Annotated in this window: 27 protein-coding genes and 1 pseudogene; 1 reads left to right on the top strand and 27 read right to left on the bottom strand. The window is 32.2% G+C overall.

The window, feature by feature from the left end; genetic code table 11:
• Positions 1 to 19 precede the first annotated feature (19 nt).
• The 21 genes and pseudogenes from FQB35_RS15695 to FQB35_RS16000 all read right to left on the bottom strand — a co-directional run bounded on the left by FQB35_RS15695 (position 20) and on the right by FQB35_RS16000 (position 9,822).
• Positions 20 to 391, bottom strand: a complete 372-nt coding sequence (locus FQB35_RS15695; RefSeq protein WP_148810937.1) for a single-stranded DNA-binding protein — start codon at positions 389 to 391, stop codon at positions 20 to 22.
• A gap of 23 nt (positions 392 to 414) precedes the next feature.
• On the bottom strand, positions 415 to 624 hold the full coding sequence (locus FQB35_RS15690) for a hypothetical protein (RefSeq protein WP_148810936.1): 210 nt from the start codon (positions 622 to 624) through the stop codon (positions 415 to 417).
• Positions 624 to 791: a hypothetical protein gene (locus tag FQB35_RS16010; RefSeq protein WP_207707408.1), complete on the bottom strand. Its 168-nt coding sequence runs from the start codon at positions 789 to 791 to the stop codon at positions 624 to 626. Before FQB35_RS16010 ends, FQB35_RS15690 begins: the two co-directional genes overlap by 1 nt.
• A 31-nt stretch (positions 792 to 822) precedes the next feature.
• Entirely contained in the window at positions 823 to 957 is a 135-nt protein-coding gene (locus FQB35_RS16505; protein ID WP_269902722.1) for a hypothetical protein, read from the bottom strand.
• A 412-nt stretch (positions 958 to 1,369) separates the two neighbouring features.
• Entirely contained in the window at positions 1,370 to 1,654 is a 285-nt protein-coding gene (locus FQB35_RS15685; RefSeq protein WP_148810935.1) for a hypothetical protein, read from the bottom strand.
• Positions 1,655 to 1,847: 193 nt separating this feature from the next.
• Positions 1,848 to 2,105, bottom strand: coding sequence for a hypothetical protein (locus tag FQB35_RS15680; RefSeq protein ID WP_148809881.1), 258 nt, complete (start codon positions 2,103 to 2,105; stop codon positions 1,848 to 1,850).
• A gap of 75 nt (positions 2,106 to 2,180) precedes the next feature.
• Positions 2,181 to 2,888 carry a phosphoadenosine phosphosulfate reductase domain-containing protein gene (locus FQB35_RS15675; protein WP_231701916.1) on the bottom strand — a complete coding sequence of 236 codons (708 nt, stop codon included), beginning with the start codon at positions 2,886 to 2,888 and terminating at the stop codon, positions 2,181 to 2,183.
• 626 nt (positions 2,889 to 3,514) lie between these two features.
• A complete protein-coding gene (locus tag FQB35_RS15670; protein WP_148810934.1) occupies positions 3,515 to 4,447 on the bottom strand; it encodes a nucleoid-associated protein in 933 nt (310 codons plus the stop codon).
• A 206-nt stretch (positions 4,448 to 4,653) separates the two neighbouring features.
• Positions 4,654 to 5,298, bottom strand: a complete 645-nt coding sequence (locus tag FQB35_RS15665; protein ID WP_148810933.1) for a putative HNHc nuclease — start codon at positions 5,296 to 5,298, stop codon at positions 4,654 to 4,656.
• Positions 5,291 to 5,713 (bottom strand): RusA family crossover junction endodeoxyribonuclease, encoded by a 423-nt coding sequence (locus FQB35_RS15660; protein ID WP_148810932.1) that lies wholly within the window; start codon positions 5,711 to 5,713, stop codon positions 5,291 to 5,293. Before FQB35_RS15660 ends, FQB35_RS15665 begins: the two co-directional genes overlap by 8 nt.
• Positions 5,676 to 5,831 (bottom strand): hypothetical protein, encoded by a 156-nt coding sequence (locus FQB35_RS16005; protein WP_168198413.1) that lies wholly within the window; start codon positions 5,829 to 5,831, stop codon positions 5,676 to 5,678. The genes FQB35_RS15660 and FQB35_RS16005 overlap by 38 nt, the downstream gene beginning before the upstream one ends.
• Complete coding sequence (locus FQB35_RS15655; protein ID WP_148810931.1) at positions 5,824 to 6,414, bottom strand: hypothetical protein; 591 nt, start codon at positions 6,412 to 6,414, stop codon at positions 5,824 to 5,826. Before FQB35_RS15655 ends, FQB35_RS16005 begins: the two co-directional genes overlap by 8 nt.
• Complete coding sequence (locus tag FQB35_RS15650) at positions 6,411 to 6,623, bottom strand: hypothetical protein (RefSeq protein ID WP_148810930.1); 213 nt, start codon at positions 6,621 to 6,623, stop codon at positions 6,411 to 6,413. Before FQB35_RS15650 ends, FQB35_RS15655 begins: the two co-directional genes overlap by 4 nt.
• A gap of 27 nt (positions 6,624 to 6,650) precedes the next feature.
• Positions 6,651 to 7,205: a hypothetical protein gene (locus FQB35_RS15645; RefSeq protein ID WP_148810929.1), complete on the bottom strand. Its 555-nt coding sequence runs from the start codon at positions 7,203 to 7,205 to the stop codon at positions 6,651 to 6,653.
• A complete protein-coding gene (locus FQB35_RS15640; RefSeq protein ID WP_168198412.1) occupies positions 7,198 to 8,103 on the bottom strand; it encodes a DUF4373 domain-containing protein in 906 nt (301 codons plus the stop codon). Before FQB35_RS15640 ends, FQB35_RS15645 begins: the two co-directional genes overlap by 8 nt.
• 14 nt (positions 8,104 to 8,117) lie before the next feature.
• Positions 8,118 to 8,252, bottom strand: a complete 135-nt coding sequence (locus FQB35_RS16500) for a hypothetical protein (RefSeq protein ID WP_269902721.1) — start codon at positions 8,250 to 8,252, stop codon at positions 8,118 to 8,120.
• 11 nt (positions 8,253 to 8,263) lie between these two features.
• Positions 8,264 to 8,692 (bottom strand): annotated as a pseudogene (locus FQB35_RS15635) (ERF family protein); the annotation flags it as partial.
• A gap of 236 nt (positions 8,693 to 8,928) precedes the next feature.
• The gene (locus FQB35_RS15630; protein ID WP_148810926.1) at positions 8,929 to 9,141 is read right to left on the bottom strand and encodes a hypothetical protein; all 213 of its coding nucleotides are present in this window, start codon (positions 9,139 to 9,141) and stop codon (positions 8,929 to 8,931) included.
• Positions 9,138 to 9,278: a Spo0E family sporulation regulatory protein-aspartic acid phosphatase gene (locus tag FQB35_RS15625; RefSeq protein ID WP_148810925.1), complete on the bottom strand. Its 141-nt coding sequence runs from the start codon at positions 9,276 to 9,278 to the stop codon at positions 9,138 to 9,140. The genes FQB35_RS15630 and FQB35_RS15625 overlap by 4 nt, the downstream gene beginning before the upstream one ends.
• Positions 9,279 to 9,345: 67 nt before the next feature.
• Positions 9,346 to 9,540, bottom strand: a complete 195-nt coding sequence (locus FQB35_RS15620) for a nucleotidyl transferase family protein (RefSeq protein ID WP_207707407.1) — start codon at positions 9,538 to 9,540, stop codon at positions 9,346 to 9,348.
• 117 nt (positions 9,541 to 9,657) lie between these two features.
• On the bottom strand, positions 9,658 to 9,822 hold the full coding sequence (locus FQB35_RS16000; protein WP_168198411.1) for a hypothetical protein: 165 nt from the start codon (positions 9,820 to 9,822) through the stop codon (positions 9,658 to 9,660).
• 67 nt (positions 9,823 to 9,889) lie between these two features.
• On the opposite strand from FQB35_RS16000, the gene FQB35_RS15615 reads away from it, so the two are divergent.
• Positions 9,890 to 10,081, top strand: a complete 192-nt coding sequence (locus tag FQB35_RS15615) for a zinc ribbon domain-containing protein (RefSeq protein ID WP_148810923.1) — start codon at positions 9,890 to 9,892, stop codon at positions 10,079 to 10,081.
• Positions 10,082 to 10,085: 4 nt separating this feature from the next.
• On the opposite strand, the gene FQB35_RS15610 is transcribed toward FQB35_RS15615, so the two are convergent.
• The 6 genes from FQB35_RS15610 to FQB35_RS15590 are packed head-to-tail and all read right to left on the bottom strand — an operon-like array spanning position 10,086 to position 12,061.
• Complete coding sequence (locus FQB35_RS15610) at positions 10,086 to 10,418, bottom strand: zinc-ribbon domain-containing protein (RefSeq protein ID WP_148810922.1); 333 nt, start codon at positions 10,416 to 10,418, stop codon at positions 10,086 to 10,088.
• A 41-nt stretch (positions 10,419 to 10,459) separates the two neighbouring features.
• A complete protein-coding gene (locus FQB35_RS15995; protein ID WP_168198410.1) occupies positions 10,460 to 10,624 on the bottom strand; it encodes a hypothetical protein in 165 nt (54 codons plus the stop codon).
• Positions 10,625 to 10,661: 37 nt separating this feature from the next.
• Entirely contained in the window at positions 10,662 to 10,844 is a 183-nt protein-coding gene (locus FQB35_RS15605; protein ID WP_148810921.1) for a hypothetical protein, read from the bottom strand.
• A gap of 14 nt (positions 10,845 to 10,858) precedes the next feature.
• Positions 10,859 to 11,125 carry a ubiquitin gene (locus FQB35_RS15600; protein ID WP_148810920.1) on the bottom strand — a complete coding sequence of 89 codons (267 nt, stop codon included), beginning with the start codon at positions 11,123 to 11,125 and terminating at the stop codon, positions 10,859 to 10,861.
• A 34-nt stretch (positions 11,126 to 11,159) separates the two neighbouring features.
• Complete coding sequence (locus FQB35_RS15595) at positions 11,160 to 11,861, bottom strand: Rha family transcriptional regulator (protein ID WP_148810919.1); 702 nt, start codon at positions 11,859 to 11,861, stop codon at positions 11,160 to 11,162.
• Complete coding sequence (locus FQB35_RS15590) at positions 11,858 to 12,061, bottom strand: helix-turn-helix domain-containing protein (protein ID WP_148810918.1); 204 nt, start codon at positions 12,059 to 12,061, stop codon at positions 11,858 to 11,860. Before FQB35_RS15590 ends, FQB35_RS15595 begins: the two co-directional genes overlap by 4 nt.
• Positions 12,062 to 12,086: the final 25 nt, after the last annotated feature.

Raw genomic sequence — 12,086 nt, 5'->3', positions numbered from 1 at the left:
TGCTTTGCCCCCTTAATGCTTAAAATGGTATATCATCGTCATCATCTATTGCTTGAAATCCATCTATTTCATTATTGGGATTGGATTGGCTATTTTTATTATCAAGAAATTCTACTCTCTCAGCTACTATCACAACTTTACTTCTTTTCTGTCCATCTTTTTCCCATGTTTCCTGTTGTAGCCTACCCTCTATTCCTACTTTGCTACCTTTTTTCGTATATTGTGCTGTATTCTCAGCAATCTTTCCCCATATCACAACTTCAAAGAAATCTGCTCCTTCTCCAAAAGTTCTATTAACAGCTATACTTACTTTTGTTAATGCTTTTCCGTTTTGAGTAAATCGCATTTCTGGATCTCTTGTCCATCTTCCTATAAGATTAACGCTGTTCATTTTTGCATTCCCCCTTTCGCTCCCTAATAATCTTCTGAAACATAAGTATCAAATAAAACTGCAGGTCTTTCTGCTAGTAAATAAATTTCTCTTGATAGAAAATGTTTCCGTTCTTTTGAATCAACTACAACAAATGCTATATTATCTTCATCATCAAACTTGTTTAAATATTCCTTAAACTCTTTAATTGTTATTTTGCTATCTATTAAATCAAGAAATGATAATTGTTCCATTATTCAACCACCTTCTCTGACTTAATTTCTCGTAATTTCTTTGTCGACATCATATACAACAAAACTTTTCCTGTCTCTTTGCATTTGTATACATTTCTTTCTATATGCTCTACATTTATACCATTACACCGCTTACAATCTGCAATACATAAATCAAATTTCTTCATTGCTCTATCACCATCTCCACTAATCCTCAATTTAATCTGATATATTTTTAATATGTTGTTCTAATCCATATTTGTATCTACAAGTTTCACATGCAGCTTTATTAAAAGCAAATTCACAATCTGGACATTTATAATTAATTTCTCTAGCATACTTTTCTTTATCCATTTGTTTTCCTTTTAATTCTGTATTTGCATCTAGTATTCGTATTTTAGGTATAAAGCCGTATAAAGTTGCTAAGAAATTAAAAGGGAAATATATAATATTTGCAATCCCTGTAACTAAAAATATCTATAGAATCAATTATATCTCCCAAATAGGATAATTTATTTTTTTTCTTGCTATATTTTTGTAAGCAATTTAAAAATTCCCTATTTCAAATGCCACAAACCCTGCTTTTTTTCATCATCTCATATTCTTTTATAATTAATTTAGATCACCTTCTCTGCTTTTTCTAGCAGCTTTTTTAACTCAATAAACTTTATTAAACTTTCTTCTGTATCTGCTATTCCCATTTCTTCTGATATTTTTTTGTGTTCCAATTTAACATAAATTCTAGTGCTTTTTATTAATTCATGATTTAATTTTTTTCTGCACTCACAACTCTTTTTACAGCTTCATTCTTGAATTTTCTAAGTTCTCTAATCTTTTCAGCCATTTTCTCATGTTGAAATTTTAAATTCTCATTTTCTTCTTCTAATTCTTCAATTCTATTCCATAATTTCATACATTCTTCATGATTTCCGTTATCAACAAATACTGGATTTTGTTTTTTATGTTCTTTTATTTCTATTTTTAATCTTTTGTTTTTTTCTTCAAGTTTTTTAATTCTATCTATTAAAACTAATTCATAAAAACGATTCATGCTTTTCCCTCACTTTCTTCTAAAATACCACTTTTTATCAATATTCTTTTTGTTCTTAAAAACTTTTCTTTACTAACAACAATTCTAATTTTTCCTTTCCCCTATACATCTATTGCCGATCATTAACTCTACAACGCTTCCATTTTTTCTACAAATTAATTTTTCCTCAATTTTCATTTTTACTCAACCTCCCTCACTTTCTAATTTGAGATTTTTCATATTCCCTAATATCACATTGAGGAAGCTCATCAACCAACATATCATCTTCGTCAACTTCAACTAATACATGAGCTACTACCATTACAAATTCTTTGCCACATTCAGTACATTTACATCTATCAAGAATACCATTGTTATTTTTCATTGCATGTTCATAGTTATAATCAGCATTTTCAGCTAATATAAATCCGTTGCAATTGTCTTGATTGCATCTATGTGCTTGTATACTCATATTTACCCCTCACTTTCCACCATATGTTAGCAATATGGCCTATTCGTTGTATAATCTTATTCAGCAGGGCTGGAGTCAGCCCCATATTGTTAGTTGATTTTCTTCCAAATAAATTTCTTTTGAGAATCTTTTTTCCATTTCTTCAAAGCTATAATCTAACCTGAATCTGTTATGTGCTAATTCATCCATTCGTTTTAACCTCTTCCAATATTTTGGATAGTATCTGTATAAATTTCTTAATTCCTGTAATCCTTTGAGTGGGCAACACCAACAACTTACCCTGTCAAACTTTTCGTATAAGCCGTTCCAATTAAATCCTTTTTCATAACAATATTGTAATGCCTCTGTTTCCGTAATCCCCCACTCAATTAGAGGATAACGTATTGCCTTCTCTTTGTTTTTCTTCGCTCTATGGGCTTCATCTAAGGCTATTCCATGATACTCGATTATTTCATCTTCTATACTCCTTAAATGTTTTGATATAACCGATTTTTTTAGCATTTGAGTACACCATCTATTTCTAAAATCAGGCCATCCGTAACCTATTTGACCACTCTTTTTTTCGTGGATGAACATATAATATTCAAAGCTGTCATTAGATTTTAGTTTGGTTATGATCCTTCCAATATACTTTTCAACTTTTCTGATATGCTCATACATATCTGGAAATTCCATTCCTGTATCACAAAAGATTATTTCATCAATTTTCATATTTTTTTCAATCATCATCAGCAACATTGCTGTTGAATCTTTCCCACCTGAAAAACTTATGATATGTTTCACTTTTCTAACCTTCCTTTTGATTGTATTTCACAATCTCAGAAAGGTCACCTGCTCGGGCTTCCCACGCCATTAAGTCTTTGTCCTACATCACCGACGCTACCATGAGCAAGTTTTACGCTTTTGTTTTTCACCCTGCACGGATCATGCTTTCGCATGGTTGGACTTCCTATTGGACATGTGATGTGTCCTCAATCCTCCACAACCTGGTTTACCAGGACTTTAGAAAAGTGAATCTATTATATTTTTTCATACTCCCACCACCACTAATATTCTATTTTGTCCATGCTACGCCCAATGTCAAATATTCCAAAATTTCATCTAAATTGTTTTGTCCCTGCAAATTGTTTATTTTTTGTCCTTTTTCTGTAAGATACTCTATACAACATCCAATTAAAAAAATGTCTTATTTCTAAAAACATATTTCCTTATCTAGTAGCCGATTATACCCTTTTATTTTTTTATACCATTCCCAAAAAGTAATCTGGCATTTTCATCTCTCCCCCACCACTAACTACAACGTTTCCGCTTACCTTTCCATCATACTTCTAACATTTTTTTTATAATCAGATTTACCGTTCCATCTCCATTCCTTACTATTTCAAATTTCATTTTTATCTTCTAAATCCTCATACTCTCCTTTTTATCTCTATACCTGTATCTGTTTTCATAATTCTCTTTTTCATTTTTTTCTCAACCCATTTTTTATCAATCTCAATTTTTTCTAATTGAATCCCTTCTCTTTCAAGGTGTTGTATAAAATTTTGCTGCATTTCAACATCATTACCAAAAACACTCTGTACAAACTTTTCAACATCTATCTCAGCGCAATTTTTCATGGATGCAATAACTTCTTCTCTTACTTCCTGAGCCTTATCTATGTCTTCTTTTAGGTTTCTTCTAGTCCACTTTTCAGTAACATTTTTAAAAATCTTCGTCTTATCCCTATCATCAATCAGCGACCTGCAGTTCAGAAATACATTTGAAAATAGCTGCTCAAAATCGTCACCGTAAACTTGCTTATCCAAAAAAATTAGATCATATTCATCCTCTTCATCTATTTCTTTTACAAAAGCACATTGTTGTAACTTTTGGCTCATTCCAGGCAAACCTATCATTTGTGGCACTATGGATGTCTTAAGCTTGTCCTCTTCAAATTCAACATTATGGATGAATGACTTTTTGTAATCTAGTTTCAATACGCCTATGTAGTTCTTATCCTTTGCTGTATATAAACATATCACTAAATCAGCAGAAGGTATGTTGTTATCCTTTTTCATCGCCTTAAACAACTGATTTGCAATATCCTTTGAAGCTTCGATAAATGTTTCTTTGTTCTTAAATATTGCTGCACATGAATCTTTCACAATCGTTGAACCACCTCTGAACTTTCCTTTTCGATTTTCTTCGCTACTCAAAGATTTCACAATATGCTTTTCTAAAAACTCATGAATATCCTCATTGATTTCCTGTTCATAGTCTGTGAGTATTGGAGCATCAGCATTTCTATCTAAAACATGAATTATTGCTTTTTTAATCATCACTGCATCAGTATTTCTCACTTTTTATTCCTCCTCAAGCCAATTTTTTAGATTTTAGATACAACTTGTCCATGCTAAACCAATCAACAATGCAACCTCGCCGTCCTATTTGTCCTGTTATGATCATTACCAGCACCTTATTTGCTTTAATTTCTAAAACTTCCCCTGCTTTGATGAATAGGTCGCTCTGTATGTCCCATATGTACACTTTGTCCCCTATCCTCATTTCAAGCCTCCTTATATACAATTCCATACACATGGTACTTCTCTGCAAATGTATCTCTGCCAATCGTATGTGCTTCTATATGATGAACCCTACAAAGTGCTATTTTTCTTAATTTGCTATCATCAAATCTTCTCCTATCATTTCCCATACCTATTGCATCCCAATGATGTATTTCGGCTTCTTTTCCGCATATCACACATTTCTTATATCTCAAACATATATACAAATAATCATTAATCTCCACGATACTTGGCATTTCATTGTATTTAAGCGGTATATCCATTTCAAAAGCAAACTCTATAATCAAATTTATAAATCTTCTCGCTTGATCTACAGACATATTTGCCATACTAAAGCCATCTTTCAAATCGTCATATAGCTCTGTATACCAGCTTTTCATAAGTGCCTTAAACCAATCTGCTGGATATCCAAGATATGTTGCTATTTCTGCCATAAGTACGTGTGCTTTCTTAAGTTGATCTATCGTAATATGCCTATTATCATCTATCCGTATCATAGCTTTTACTTTTTTATTTTCAGCAAATCTTTTTATCTTTGATTGGAATTGTCTATCTGGAATTATGACAAGCAATTCTGTTCCTTTTTTTGAATTTCTATATCCAACTATTTCAGCGTATTCATTCACTTTTCCTAACCCTTACTTCAGTTCTAGGATTTTTCTTGTCATAATCCCCTTTCAAGATCAACTCTACATTTCCAAAACTATCATCTTGCAACACTCCTACTCGAACTAAGCTATCTAGTATGAATTTCCCGCTATAATTATCAGGATCTCTTCGTCTTTTGTCTTTGAAGAAATAGGTAATTTCTACCACAGCCTTTTTAAATGGATTCTGAGCCCATTTTTGTTCTCGGACTAGCCAACCTATTACCGACTGCCATTTCTTCTTTTCTGATTGATACTGAAAAGCCTGAGTGTATGTTGAACCCCTACCCATGTACTTATTATTGCTAGGTGGAATATCTGGTATTGTTATTCTTAGTTCATCCTCAATTTTCCCATTAGGTGTTAATATCGTTTGTATATGTCCTTGTCCCATCAATCTTCCCCCTTAAAATCTTTTCTGCTTTCTCTAAAGCCTCTGCTACCGTACAGTATTCATCAAAATAAATTTTTACTGCTTCTTCTGCGATCTCTTTTAATTTTCTTTTATCCATTGTTTACCGCTTCCTTAAGTTCCTGGAGCTCTCTAATGATCGTGTCTAATTCTTTAAGCTCAACTCTTATCCCTTGATTACCTTTGATGATAGACAATACATCATCTTGCATTCTGTATACTAACGATTCTCCTTTAAATTCCATTACTTTTAGTTTTAATGCTTTAAAATTTTGCTTTTGAGTATTTTCATCTTCATACGGCTCTTTTTTTGGTTTTAATTTGCCGATCATAGCCTTTACATTCCTAATCGGATAATCATACTTCTTTGCAATTTCTTCAGCTGTCATTTTTTCTTCTTCTACATGTTTTCTTAATTTTTCTAAATTCAATCTCATTTCACTATTCCCCCTATTTAAACTGCTATGGATTTTTACTTCTAATGGCATCTCTTCTGTTTTACATTGCATTTTTCTGTACTTCTCCAATTCTTCTTCGCTAAGCTTATATTCTTTCATTTCACTTGCTTTAATTTGTTCTGCATACTTTCTTTCAGCTTCTTCTGTTCTGCGTTTGTAATCTTCATCTATGAAGTCCTCTATGTTCATTCGCTTTTTCTTCGTTGTAGCGGTTTTCTTTCTCATTCCTCCCACCTCTGAACGTAAAATTTCTCTTTTCCACGTTCTATTTGCTTATCTAACCTTGCCAATTCTTCGTGTAAAACTTTCGCAACAATTATTCTTGCTTCTAACCCCTCTCCAGTTTTTTCTGCTTCTCTAATCCGTTCTAGTGCTTTGTTATATTCATCTGCTTTTCTATCTCTCTTTTGCATAAGTGCATATAACAAACCCATACTTATTCCCCCTTTTTTTTACACTCATTAAGATGTTTTATTCATTTCAAATTTCTCAGTAAGAAGTTTCGTTACGCTATCAACCTGCTGCAACTGTTTTAGATCATTTTGTACTCTTCCTGGCAACATTACTTTGTCAGATTCACGTTTCATATATTGCTCATACATTTTGAGAAAATGTGCCCTATCTGCCATAAGATTTTCGCTAACACATAACTCTCTAAACCCCATAGCTTGTACAGCTTGATATAACGGCCTGTCACTTTTTATCTCTTGTAACGCTTCATCTGCCCTGTACCATCCATATTTCTTTATGAGTTCCATAACTTTCCCCCATGCCTCAGCTCCATTTAGATTGTAATTTGTAGCCAATTTTTCCATGCATTTTCTGATTCCTGCAGGAGTTGGTTTGAATTCATTCGTTGCTATATATGTTTCAATAGCCATTTCAAACAGTTTTGGATCATCTTCTTTGAAAATCTTGTACCATAACATGGTGCTTCTTTCGTCTTTAAGGATTCTAAAATTGTCATATACACTTTCTAGGGCCATAATCCCCTCAACAAATTTCTTCTTATCCATCTTCCTCCTCCATTTCTAAGAATCTTTGGATCGAATCCATGCTATCCATAATTTTCTCTGTATTTGTTTCAAACTGTTTTCCTCTGCCATAACCCTTCTTTGTCCGCTCGTTGTTCATTTGCAGAAATAATGTGTCAAATTTTTCCCTTAGCTTTTTAGTGCTTAATATATTTGTCATCCAAAACGAATCCTTCTGGCACCATTGGATTACTTTTTTAATTTCATCCTCTGTTCTGCCATCTAATCTAATTAGACGATCTATGTGTACTGACCATTTATCCATATCTTTTAATCCAGGTACTTTAGCTTTAGGATTATTTTTTAGAATATAATTCTTAAGATAATTTGCTAATCTATATTGAGTTGAATCAACGTCAAATTTTAATTTGACAGGAATATTATTTATATCTTTTTTATTTCTTTTACTTTCCTTTCCTTTACTTTCCTTTAATGTATTGCTTTCGCATTGCGTTTGCATTGCACCTGCATTACATTCGCTTTCTTTGTTTACTTCTAACCCTTGATTTCCCTTGTTTTTATTCCATCTAGCTTGAGCTGCTTTTCTAGCTTTTTCTGATTTTTCTTCTTTATTTTGCATTCTTTTAAGAAGTGAGTTTGACCATATAAAATCTCCATCTGTTTCAAATAGTTCGAACTCATTTATGCAATCATTTACATAGCATTGCGCTTGCTCTGCATTGCATTGCATTTGCATTGCAAGTGCATTATACACATGCTTAGTAATTTTTAATTTGTAGTTTTCTTGTTCTCTAAACGTTTCTATGAGTATCCAGTACCATCCATACCCTTCTGAACCATAAACGCTCCTCATTGCTAGTATTTTAGGGTCATGTCTTGCATTACTATCATGTGAAAAATAATATGCATCTTTGGCCAATCCTCCCACCTACCTTAAATAACTCCTAAATGTATAAGTTTACAAATTACCGCCAATACTAACGATATGATTAATACGCACATATGCATTCTGCGTTGTTTTTTAACCTTGCGGGGAACATGTCCCCGCTCTAATCTCAAATATTTCATGGCTTGTCCTCCTATTTCTTAGGATTAGCTTCTATGTTTTTGATTAGTTCATCATACTCTTGTTTAGTTAAATCTTCTGCTTTTGTTTTACTATATTTCTTCAATACTGCTTTCTTCACGCATTCAGCATCATATCCATTTTTAGCTCCTATTGCATATAGTCTTTTAACTTGTGCTTCACTTAATTTCTTTGACTGCTTGTCCTTATCACCCTTACCATGATTGTTTGTTGCATCACTGTCTTTTGTATCATCTATACAAAATAATCCGTTTAAAGCGTATTTCCTAGCGTATGACGATACACTACCAGTTATTTGTGCTAAGTCCATTCCTTTTTTATTTAAATCCTCTCTTGCAAGAGCATCTACTTTTATACTTTCACCTTTCTCTATATCTGTGAATGTAGCAGTTGCTTTGATATAGAATCGATCGCCTATTTGTAAAACTTCATCATTTAGTGTTTAATTGAAAAGATTGTTCTTCAGGTTCTGGCAAACTGCAGTTTTTAATCTCTTTAACTACGTTATGCCCTATCTTTTGGCCAACGTAATATACTTTTACTCCAAAACCTGCTCCCCTTCAAATTTTGAATCATAGAAATATTTAATGAAATCTAGTTCCGAAACATCAACTATTTCACCTGTTTCAATATTTCTGAATCTTCTAGTTCTCACATTCAACACCTACGCTTTATTCCATACTGCCATATTAGTTGTTTTAATTTCTTATTTGCATCAATATAACCCTCAGCTAATCCTGCAAAGTATCTTTCTTCTTCTGAATGTTTTATCCATTGAGCTATTAAAATTTCATTAATTTTCTTTTGATCTAATAATTGATGAACCAGATCGTATCTTTTAGAAATCATTGCTTCCATTTTTTCATTCATGCTGTCACCTCTCTCATATGTTCAACTACTAGCTTGTCTACTTTTCGAGATTGCTTTTGCACTGCTGGATGTTGTAGATCATCGTATTTAGCAATCAAATAATCCAATTTCTTCTTTTCGATTTTTAAGCTATTCATCTCTAGTCCCCCTGTATAAATTTCTTAAAATCTGCTATAATACACGTAACGTTGTTTTTTGTACGCACTATTTGGTTGTTGCAGCAACCTTAGTGCTTTTTTCTATTTTTTCGATAATATCTTCAACCTCTGCTAATCTAATTTCGCAAAACCTTACATCTTCTTTCTTATGTTTCTTTGCAAATTCCAATAGCTCTATATTCTCTTTTCTTTTTAGTTCCAATGCTGCTTTAACGATCTGTAAATCTGCCATACTGAACATAATTTTCATCCCTTTCTTTCTTTAAAATCTCTAGAAAATCTCGAATCTTGCCTGCATAAGAATCTAATCCATGCATATACTCACCCCCTTTCATGTCGAAATTTGATCATTATGCAATCAATCTTTGATAGTCATTTTCTCATTAGCATCATTATTTTTTAGTAAATTCAAGCCGTATTCTTGTCTAATTTCATTAATAGTACTTATTCCTTTTAACAATCGATTTAAGGCATTTTCTGCTCTATCGATTGTCTTTTCTTTTGTACTTAATATCTTTTTCATTTATTACACCACCTTTCGTTTTTTGCCCCCATATGGTAAAATTTTGTAGAAAGGGGGGGTATAAAAATTGATAACTTATAGTGAGTTTTGCAGTAACAAAGAATGTGATTACAAAACTACGTATAACGAATTTACAGAACCAGAAAAATTTTGTACTCAATGCGGTAGTCCTATGCTATACGAATGTTCTGAATGCAAAGAAGCTTTTCCACAAAATGCAAAATTATTCTGTCCAAACTGCGGAACAAAAATAAAATAGAAGCCTATAATTTTTTGCCACAGTATGTGCAATAATTAGCATTTTCGATGTTGTTTTCTCTTCCGCAATTTTTGCACATATAGATTTTTATTTCTTTTGGCTGAACTGGAACTCGCACTTCCTGTTCAGTCACTTTTTTACTATCTAACATAACTGAATTTAATTTTTTATCCATCCTTCCACCCCCCTCTCTAGGCTCCTCGAAATACTCTTCAAACTTTTTATTACATTCATCACAAATATACTTTGTTTGAAAATCTGTACTTGTTATAATTTCGTATGCATTTTCCTTTGCTATTTGTTTTTTGCAAAATTCACATTTTGTTTTTTTAGTCATATACTCACCACCTTTCTTGTCGAAATTTGATCATTATGCAATCAATCTTTGATAGTCATTTTCTCATTAGCATCATTATTTTTTAGTAAACTCAATCCGTATTCTTGTCTAATTTCATTAATAGTACTTGTCCCTTTTAACAATCGATTTAGGGCATTTTCTGCTCTATCGATTGTCTTTTCTTTTGTACTTAATATCTTTTTCATATACTCACCATCTTTCATGCTAAACTTTTTTCTAAACTTAACTTTTAATTCTGCTATATTGAACAGCTTTTAAACAAAATTCTAGTATTGAAGTAGCTCTAATTACTAAAGTCCCTTCCAAGTCATTTAGTATTTTTAGGGCTATTTCTTTTTCTTCTTTTGTAAGTACATCTGTTTCAAGAGTACCTTTTAAAATCATTTCTATTGCTTGTTTATCCATCTTTCTCCCCCTCTCTAGGCTTGTTCTGATTCTAATTCCTTCACTATTTCAACATTTTTGAATATCCAGTTCAAAGCTACTCTTTTTAAATCGTCATGATTTACAATCACTTCATCTTCCGCTAGCTCTACTTCTTCTAAAAATTCAAATTCTCCATTGTTTTCGATTTCTACTGTTAGATAAAAAGTATCTTCATCAAATATAAATCTAAAAGTATCTATAGTAATGTAAAGCATTGTCCCTGTAAAAATCTCAAAGTTCATGTCTTTTGTTTTTATCATTTTTAATCATCCTTTCTAAGCTTGTCCTAAAAATTTAAATGCTTTTAATATTTTCTGATTCTATACGCATCTGACTATTTGCTCCAAGAATCATAAATCTCAAATCTTCATTAGGTGTCCATCTTTTTATAAAATCTTTTGCTTTTTCTAGTTCTGCTACTGCTGTATCTTTATAACTTCCTACTTGCATATATCTACGATAATCTTTCCAGAATTGACTAAATGCTTTTTTATTAAGTTTTTGATAAGCTGGGGCATCTTTACCACCAAGTACAGATACAATTTTTGCATTTGCCTTTTCACGTATATTGTTTTGCTGCGCATAGTCTATAGTCATGTTGTTTTCAAGTTTCTCAATTCTTTTTTTAATTTTCTTTTGCTCCTCTAGTTGCAAGATGATTACATCTTCGATACATTTAGGTGTTCTGATTTGATTTTCCATTTCATGAAATTTGTTAATGTACCTTGCAGTAAATATTGCTCCTTTTTGTCCTGTTAGTTTATGTGCTATAAACTCACAACCCTTTTTGGTTACGTCATAACGCTTATATGTCTTGTTGTTTCCTTCTGCTTTATATGTGCTTTCTAAGAAAAAATCCTGAGAACGCAATTTTGCGTTTTCTAAATATTGGATATATGTTTCTATATCTCTCAATAAATCACTATGTCTTTTCCCTATCATCTCAGCTACTTCTCTGCTATCTAATGTAGCTGGTTTTGTAATCAATTCATTCATCTTTCGTTCCCCCTTTTATTTTGAAGCCATTTTATAAAGTCTGTTTTAATAACTCTTTTACTCCTGCCTATTTGTAGCTTTGGTATCCCTCCAGCTTCTACCGATATATCCATAAGCTCATATACTCTCCTCTTACTAAGTTTTAAAAATTCAGCCATAATATCTGCTGTTAAAATATCTGGCAAATCATCAAATTTCATTTATATCCCCCCTTTTTTTATTTTT

The organism is Crassaminicella thermophila, from assembly GCF_008152325.1.
Classification (GTDB): domain Bacteria; phylum Bacillota; class Clostridia; order Peptostreptococcales; family Thermotaleaceae; genus Crassaminicella_A; species Crassaminicella_A thermophila.
Note: the sequence above shows the minus strand (reverse complement) of the source record. Positions and strands in the feature narration are given on the sequence as shown.

What these genes read in the sequence shown, in the direction of transcription:
- FQB35_RS15695 (WP_148810937.1), bottom strand. Translation starts at nt 391, where the DNA reads ATGAACAGCGTTAATCTTATAGGAAGATGGACAAGAGATCCAGAAATG.
- FQB35_RS15690 (WP_148810936.1), bottom strand. Translation starts at nt 624, where the DNA reads ATGGAACAATTATCATTTCTTGATTTAATAGATAGCAAAATAACAATT.
- FQB35_RS16010 (WP_207707408.1), bottom strand. Translation starts at nt 791, where the DNA reads ATGAAGAAATTTGATTTATGTATTGCAGATTGTAAGCGGTGTAATGGT.
- FQB35_RS16505 (WP_269902722.1), bottom strand. Translation starts at nt 957, where the DNA reads ATGGATAAAGAAAAGTATGCTAGAGAAATTAATTATAAATGTCCAGAT.
- FQB35_RS15685 (WP_148810935.1), bottom strand. Translation starts at nt 1,654, where the DNA reads ATGAATCGTTTTTATGAATTAGTTTTAATAGATAGAATTAAAAAACTT.
- FQB35_RS15680 (WP_148809881.1), bottom strand. Translation starts at nt 2,105, where the DNA reads ATGAGTATACAAGCACATAGATGCAATCAAGACAATTGCAACGGATTT.
- FQB35_RS15660 (WP_148810932.1), bottom strand. Translation starts at nt 5,713, where the DNA reads ATGGGACAAGGACATATACAAACGATATTAACACCTAATGGGAAAATT.
- FQB35_RS16005 (WP_168198413.1), bottom strand. Translation starts at nt 5,831, where the DNA reads ATGGATAAAAGAAAATTAAAAGAGATCGCAGAAGAAGCAGTAAAAATT.
- FQB35_RS15655 (WP_148810931.1), bottom strand. Translation starts at nt 6,414, where the DNA reads ATGAGAAAGAAAACCGCTACAACGAAGAAAAAGCGAATGAACATAGAG.
- FQB35_RS15650 (WP_148810930.1), bottom strand. Translation starts at nt 6,623, where the DNA reads ATGGGTTTGTTATATGCACTTATGCAAAAGAGAGATAGAAAAGCAGAT.
- FQB35_RS15645 (WP_148810929.1), bottom strand. Translation starts at nt 7,205, where the DNA reads ATGGATAAGAAGAAATTTGTTGAGGGGATTATGGCCCTAGAAAGTGTA.
- FQB35_RS16500 (WP_269902721.1), bottom strand. Translation starts at nt 8,252, where the DNA reads ATGAAATATTTGAGATTAGAGCGGGGACATGTTCCCCGCAAGGTTAAA.
- FQB35_RS15630 (WP_148810926.1), bottom strand. Translation starts at nt 9,141, where the DNA reads ATGAATGAAAAAATGGAAGCAATGATTTCTAAAAGATACGATCTGGTT.
- FQB35_RS15625 (WP_148810925.1), bottom strand. Translation starts at nt 9,278, where the DNA reads ATGAATAGCTTAAAAATCGAAAAGAAGAAATTGGATTATTTGATTGCT.
- FQB35_RS15620 (WP_207707407.1), bottom strand. Translation starts at nt 9,540, where the DNA reads ATGTTCAGTATGGCAGATTTACAGATCGTTAAAGCAGCATTGGAACTA.
- FQB35_RS16000 (WP_168198411.1), bottom strand. Translation starts at nt 9,822, where the DNA reads ATGAAAAAGATATTAAGTACAAAAGAAAAGACAATCGATAGAGCAGAA.
- FQB35_RS15610 (WP_148810922.1), bottom strand. Translation starts at nt 10,418, where the DNA reads ATGACTAAAAAAACAAAATGTGAATTTTGCAAAAAACAAATAGCAAAG.
- FQB35_RS15995 (WP_168198410.1), bottom strand. Translation starts at nt 10,624, where the DNA reads ATGAAAAAGATATTAAGTACAAAAGAAAAGACAATCGATAGAGCAGAA.
- FQB35_RS15605 (WP_148810921.1), bottom strand. Translation starts at nt 10,844, where the DNA reads ATGGATAAACAAGCAATAGAAATGATTTTAAAAGGTACTCTTGAAACA.
- FQB35_RS15600 (WP_148810920.1), bottom strand. Translation starts at nt 11,125, where the DNA reads ATGATAAAAACAAAAGACATGAACTTTGAGATTTTTACAGGGACAATG.
- FQB35_RS15595 (WP_148810919.1), bottom strand. Translation starts at nt 11,861, where the DNA reads ATGAATGAATTGATTACAAAACCAGCTACATTAGATAGCAGAGAAGTA.
- FQB35_RS15590 (WP_148810918.1), bottom strand. Translation starts at nt 12,061, where the DNA reads ATGAAATTTGATGATTTGCCAGATATTTTAACAGCAGATATTATGGCT.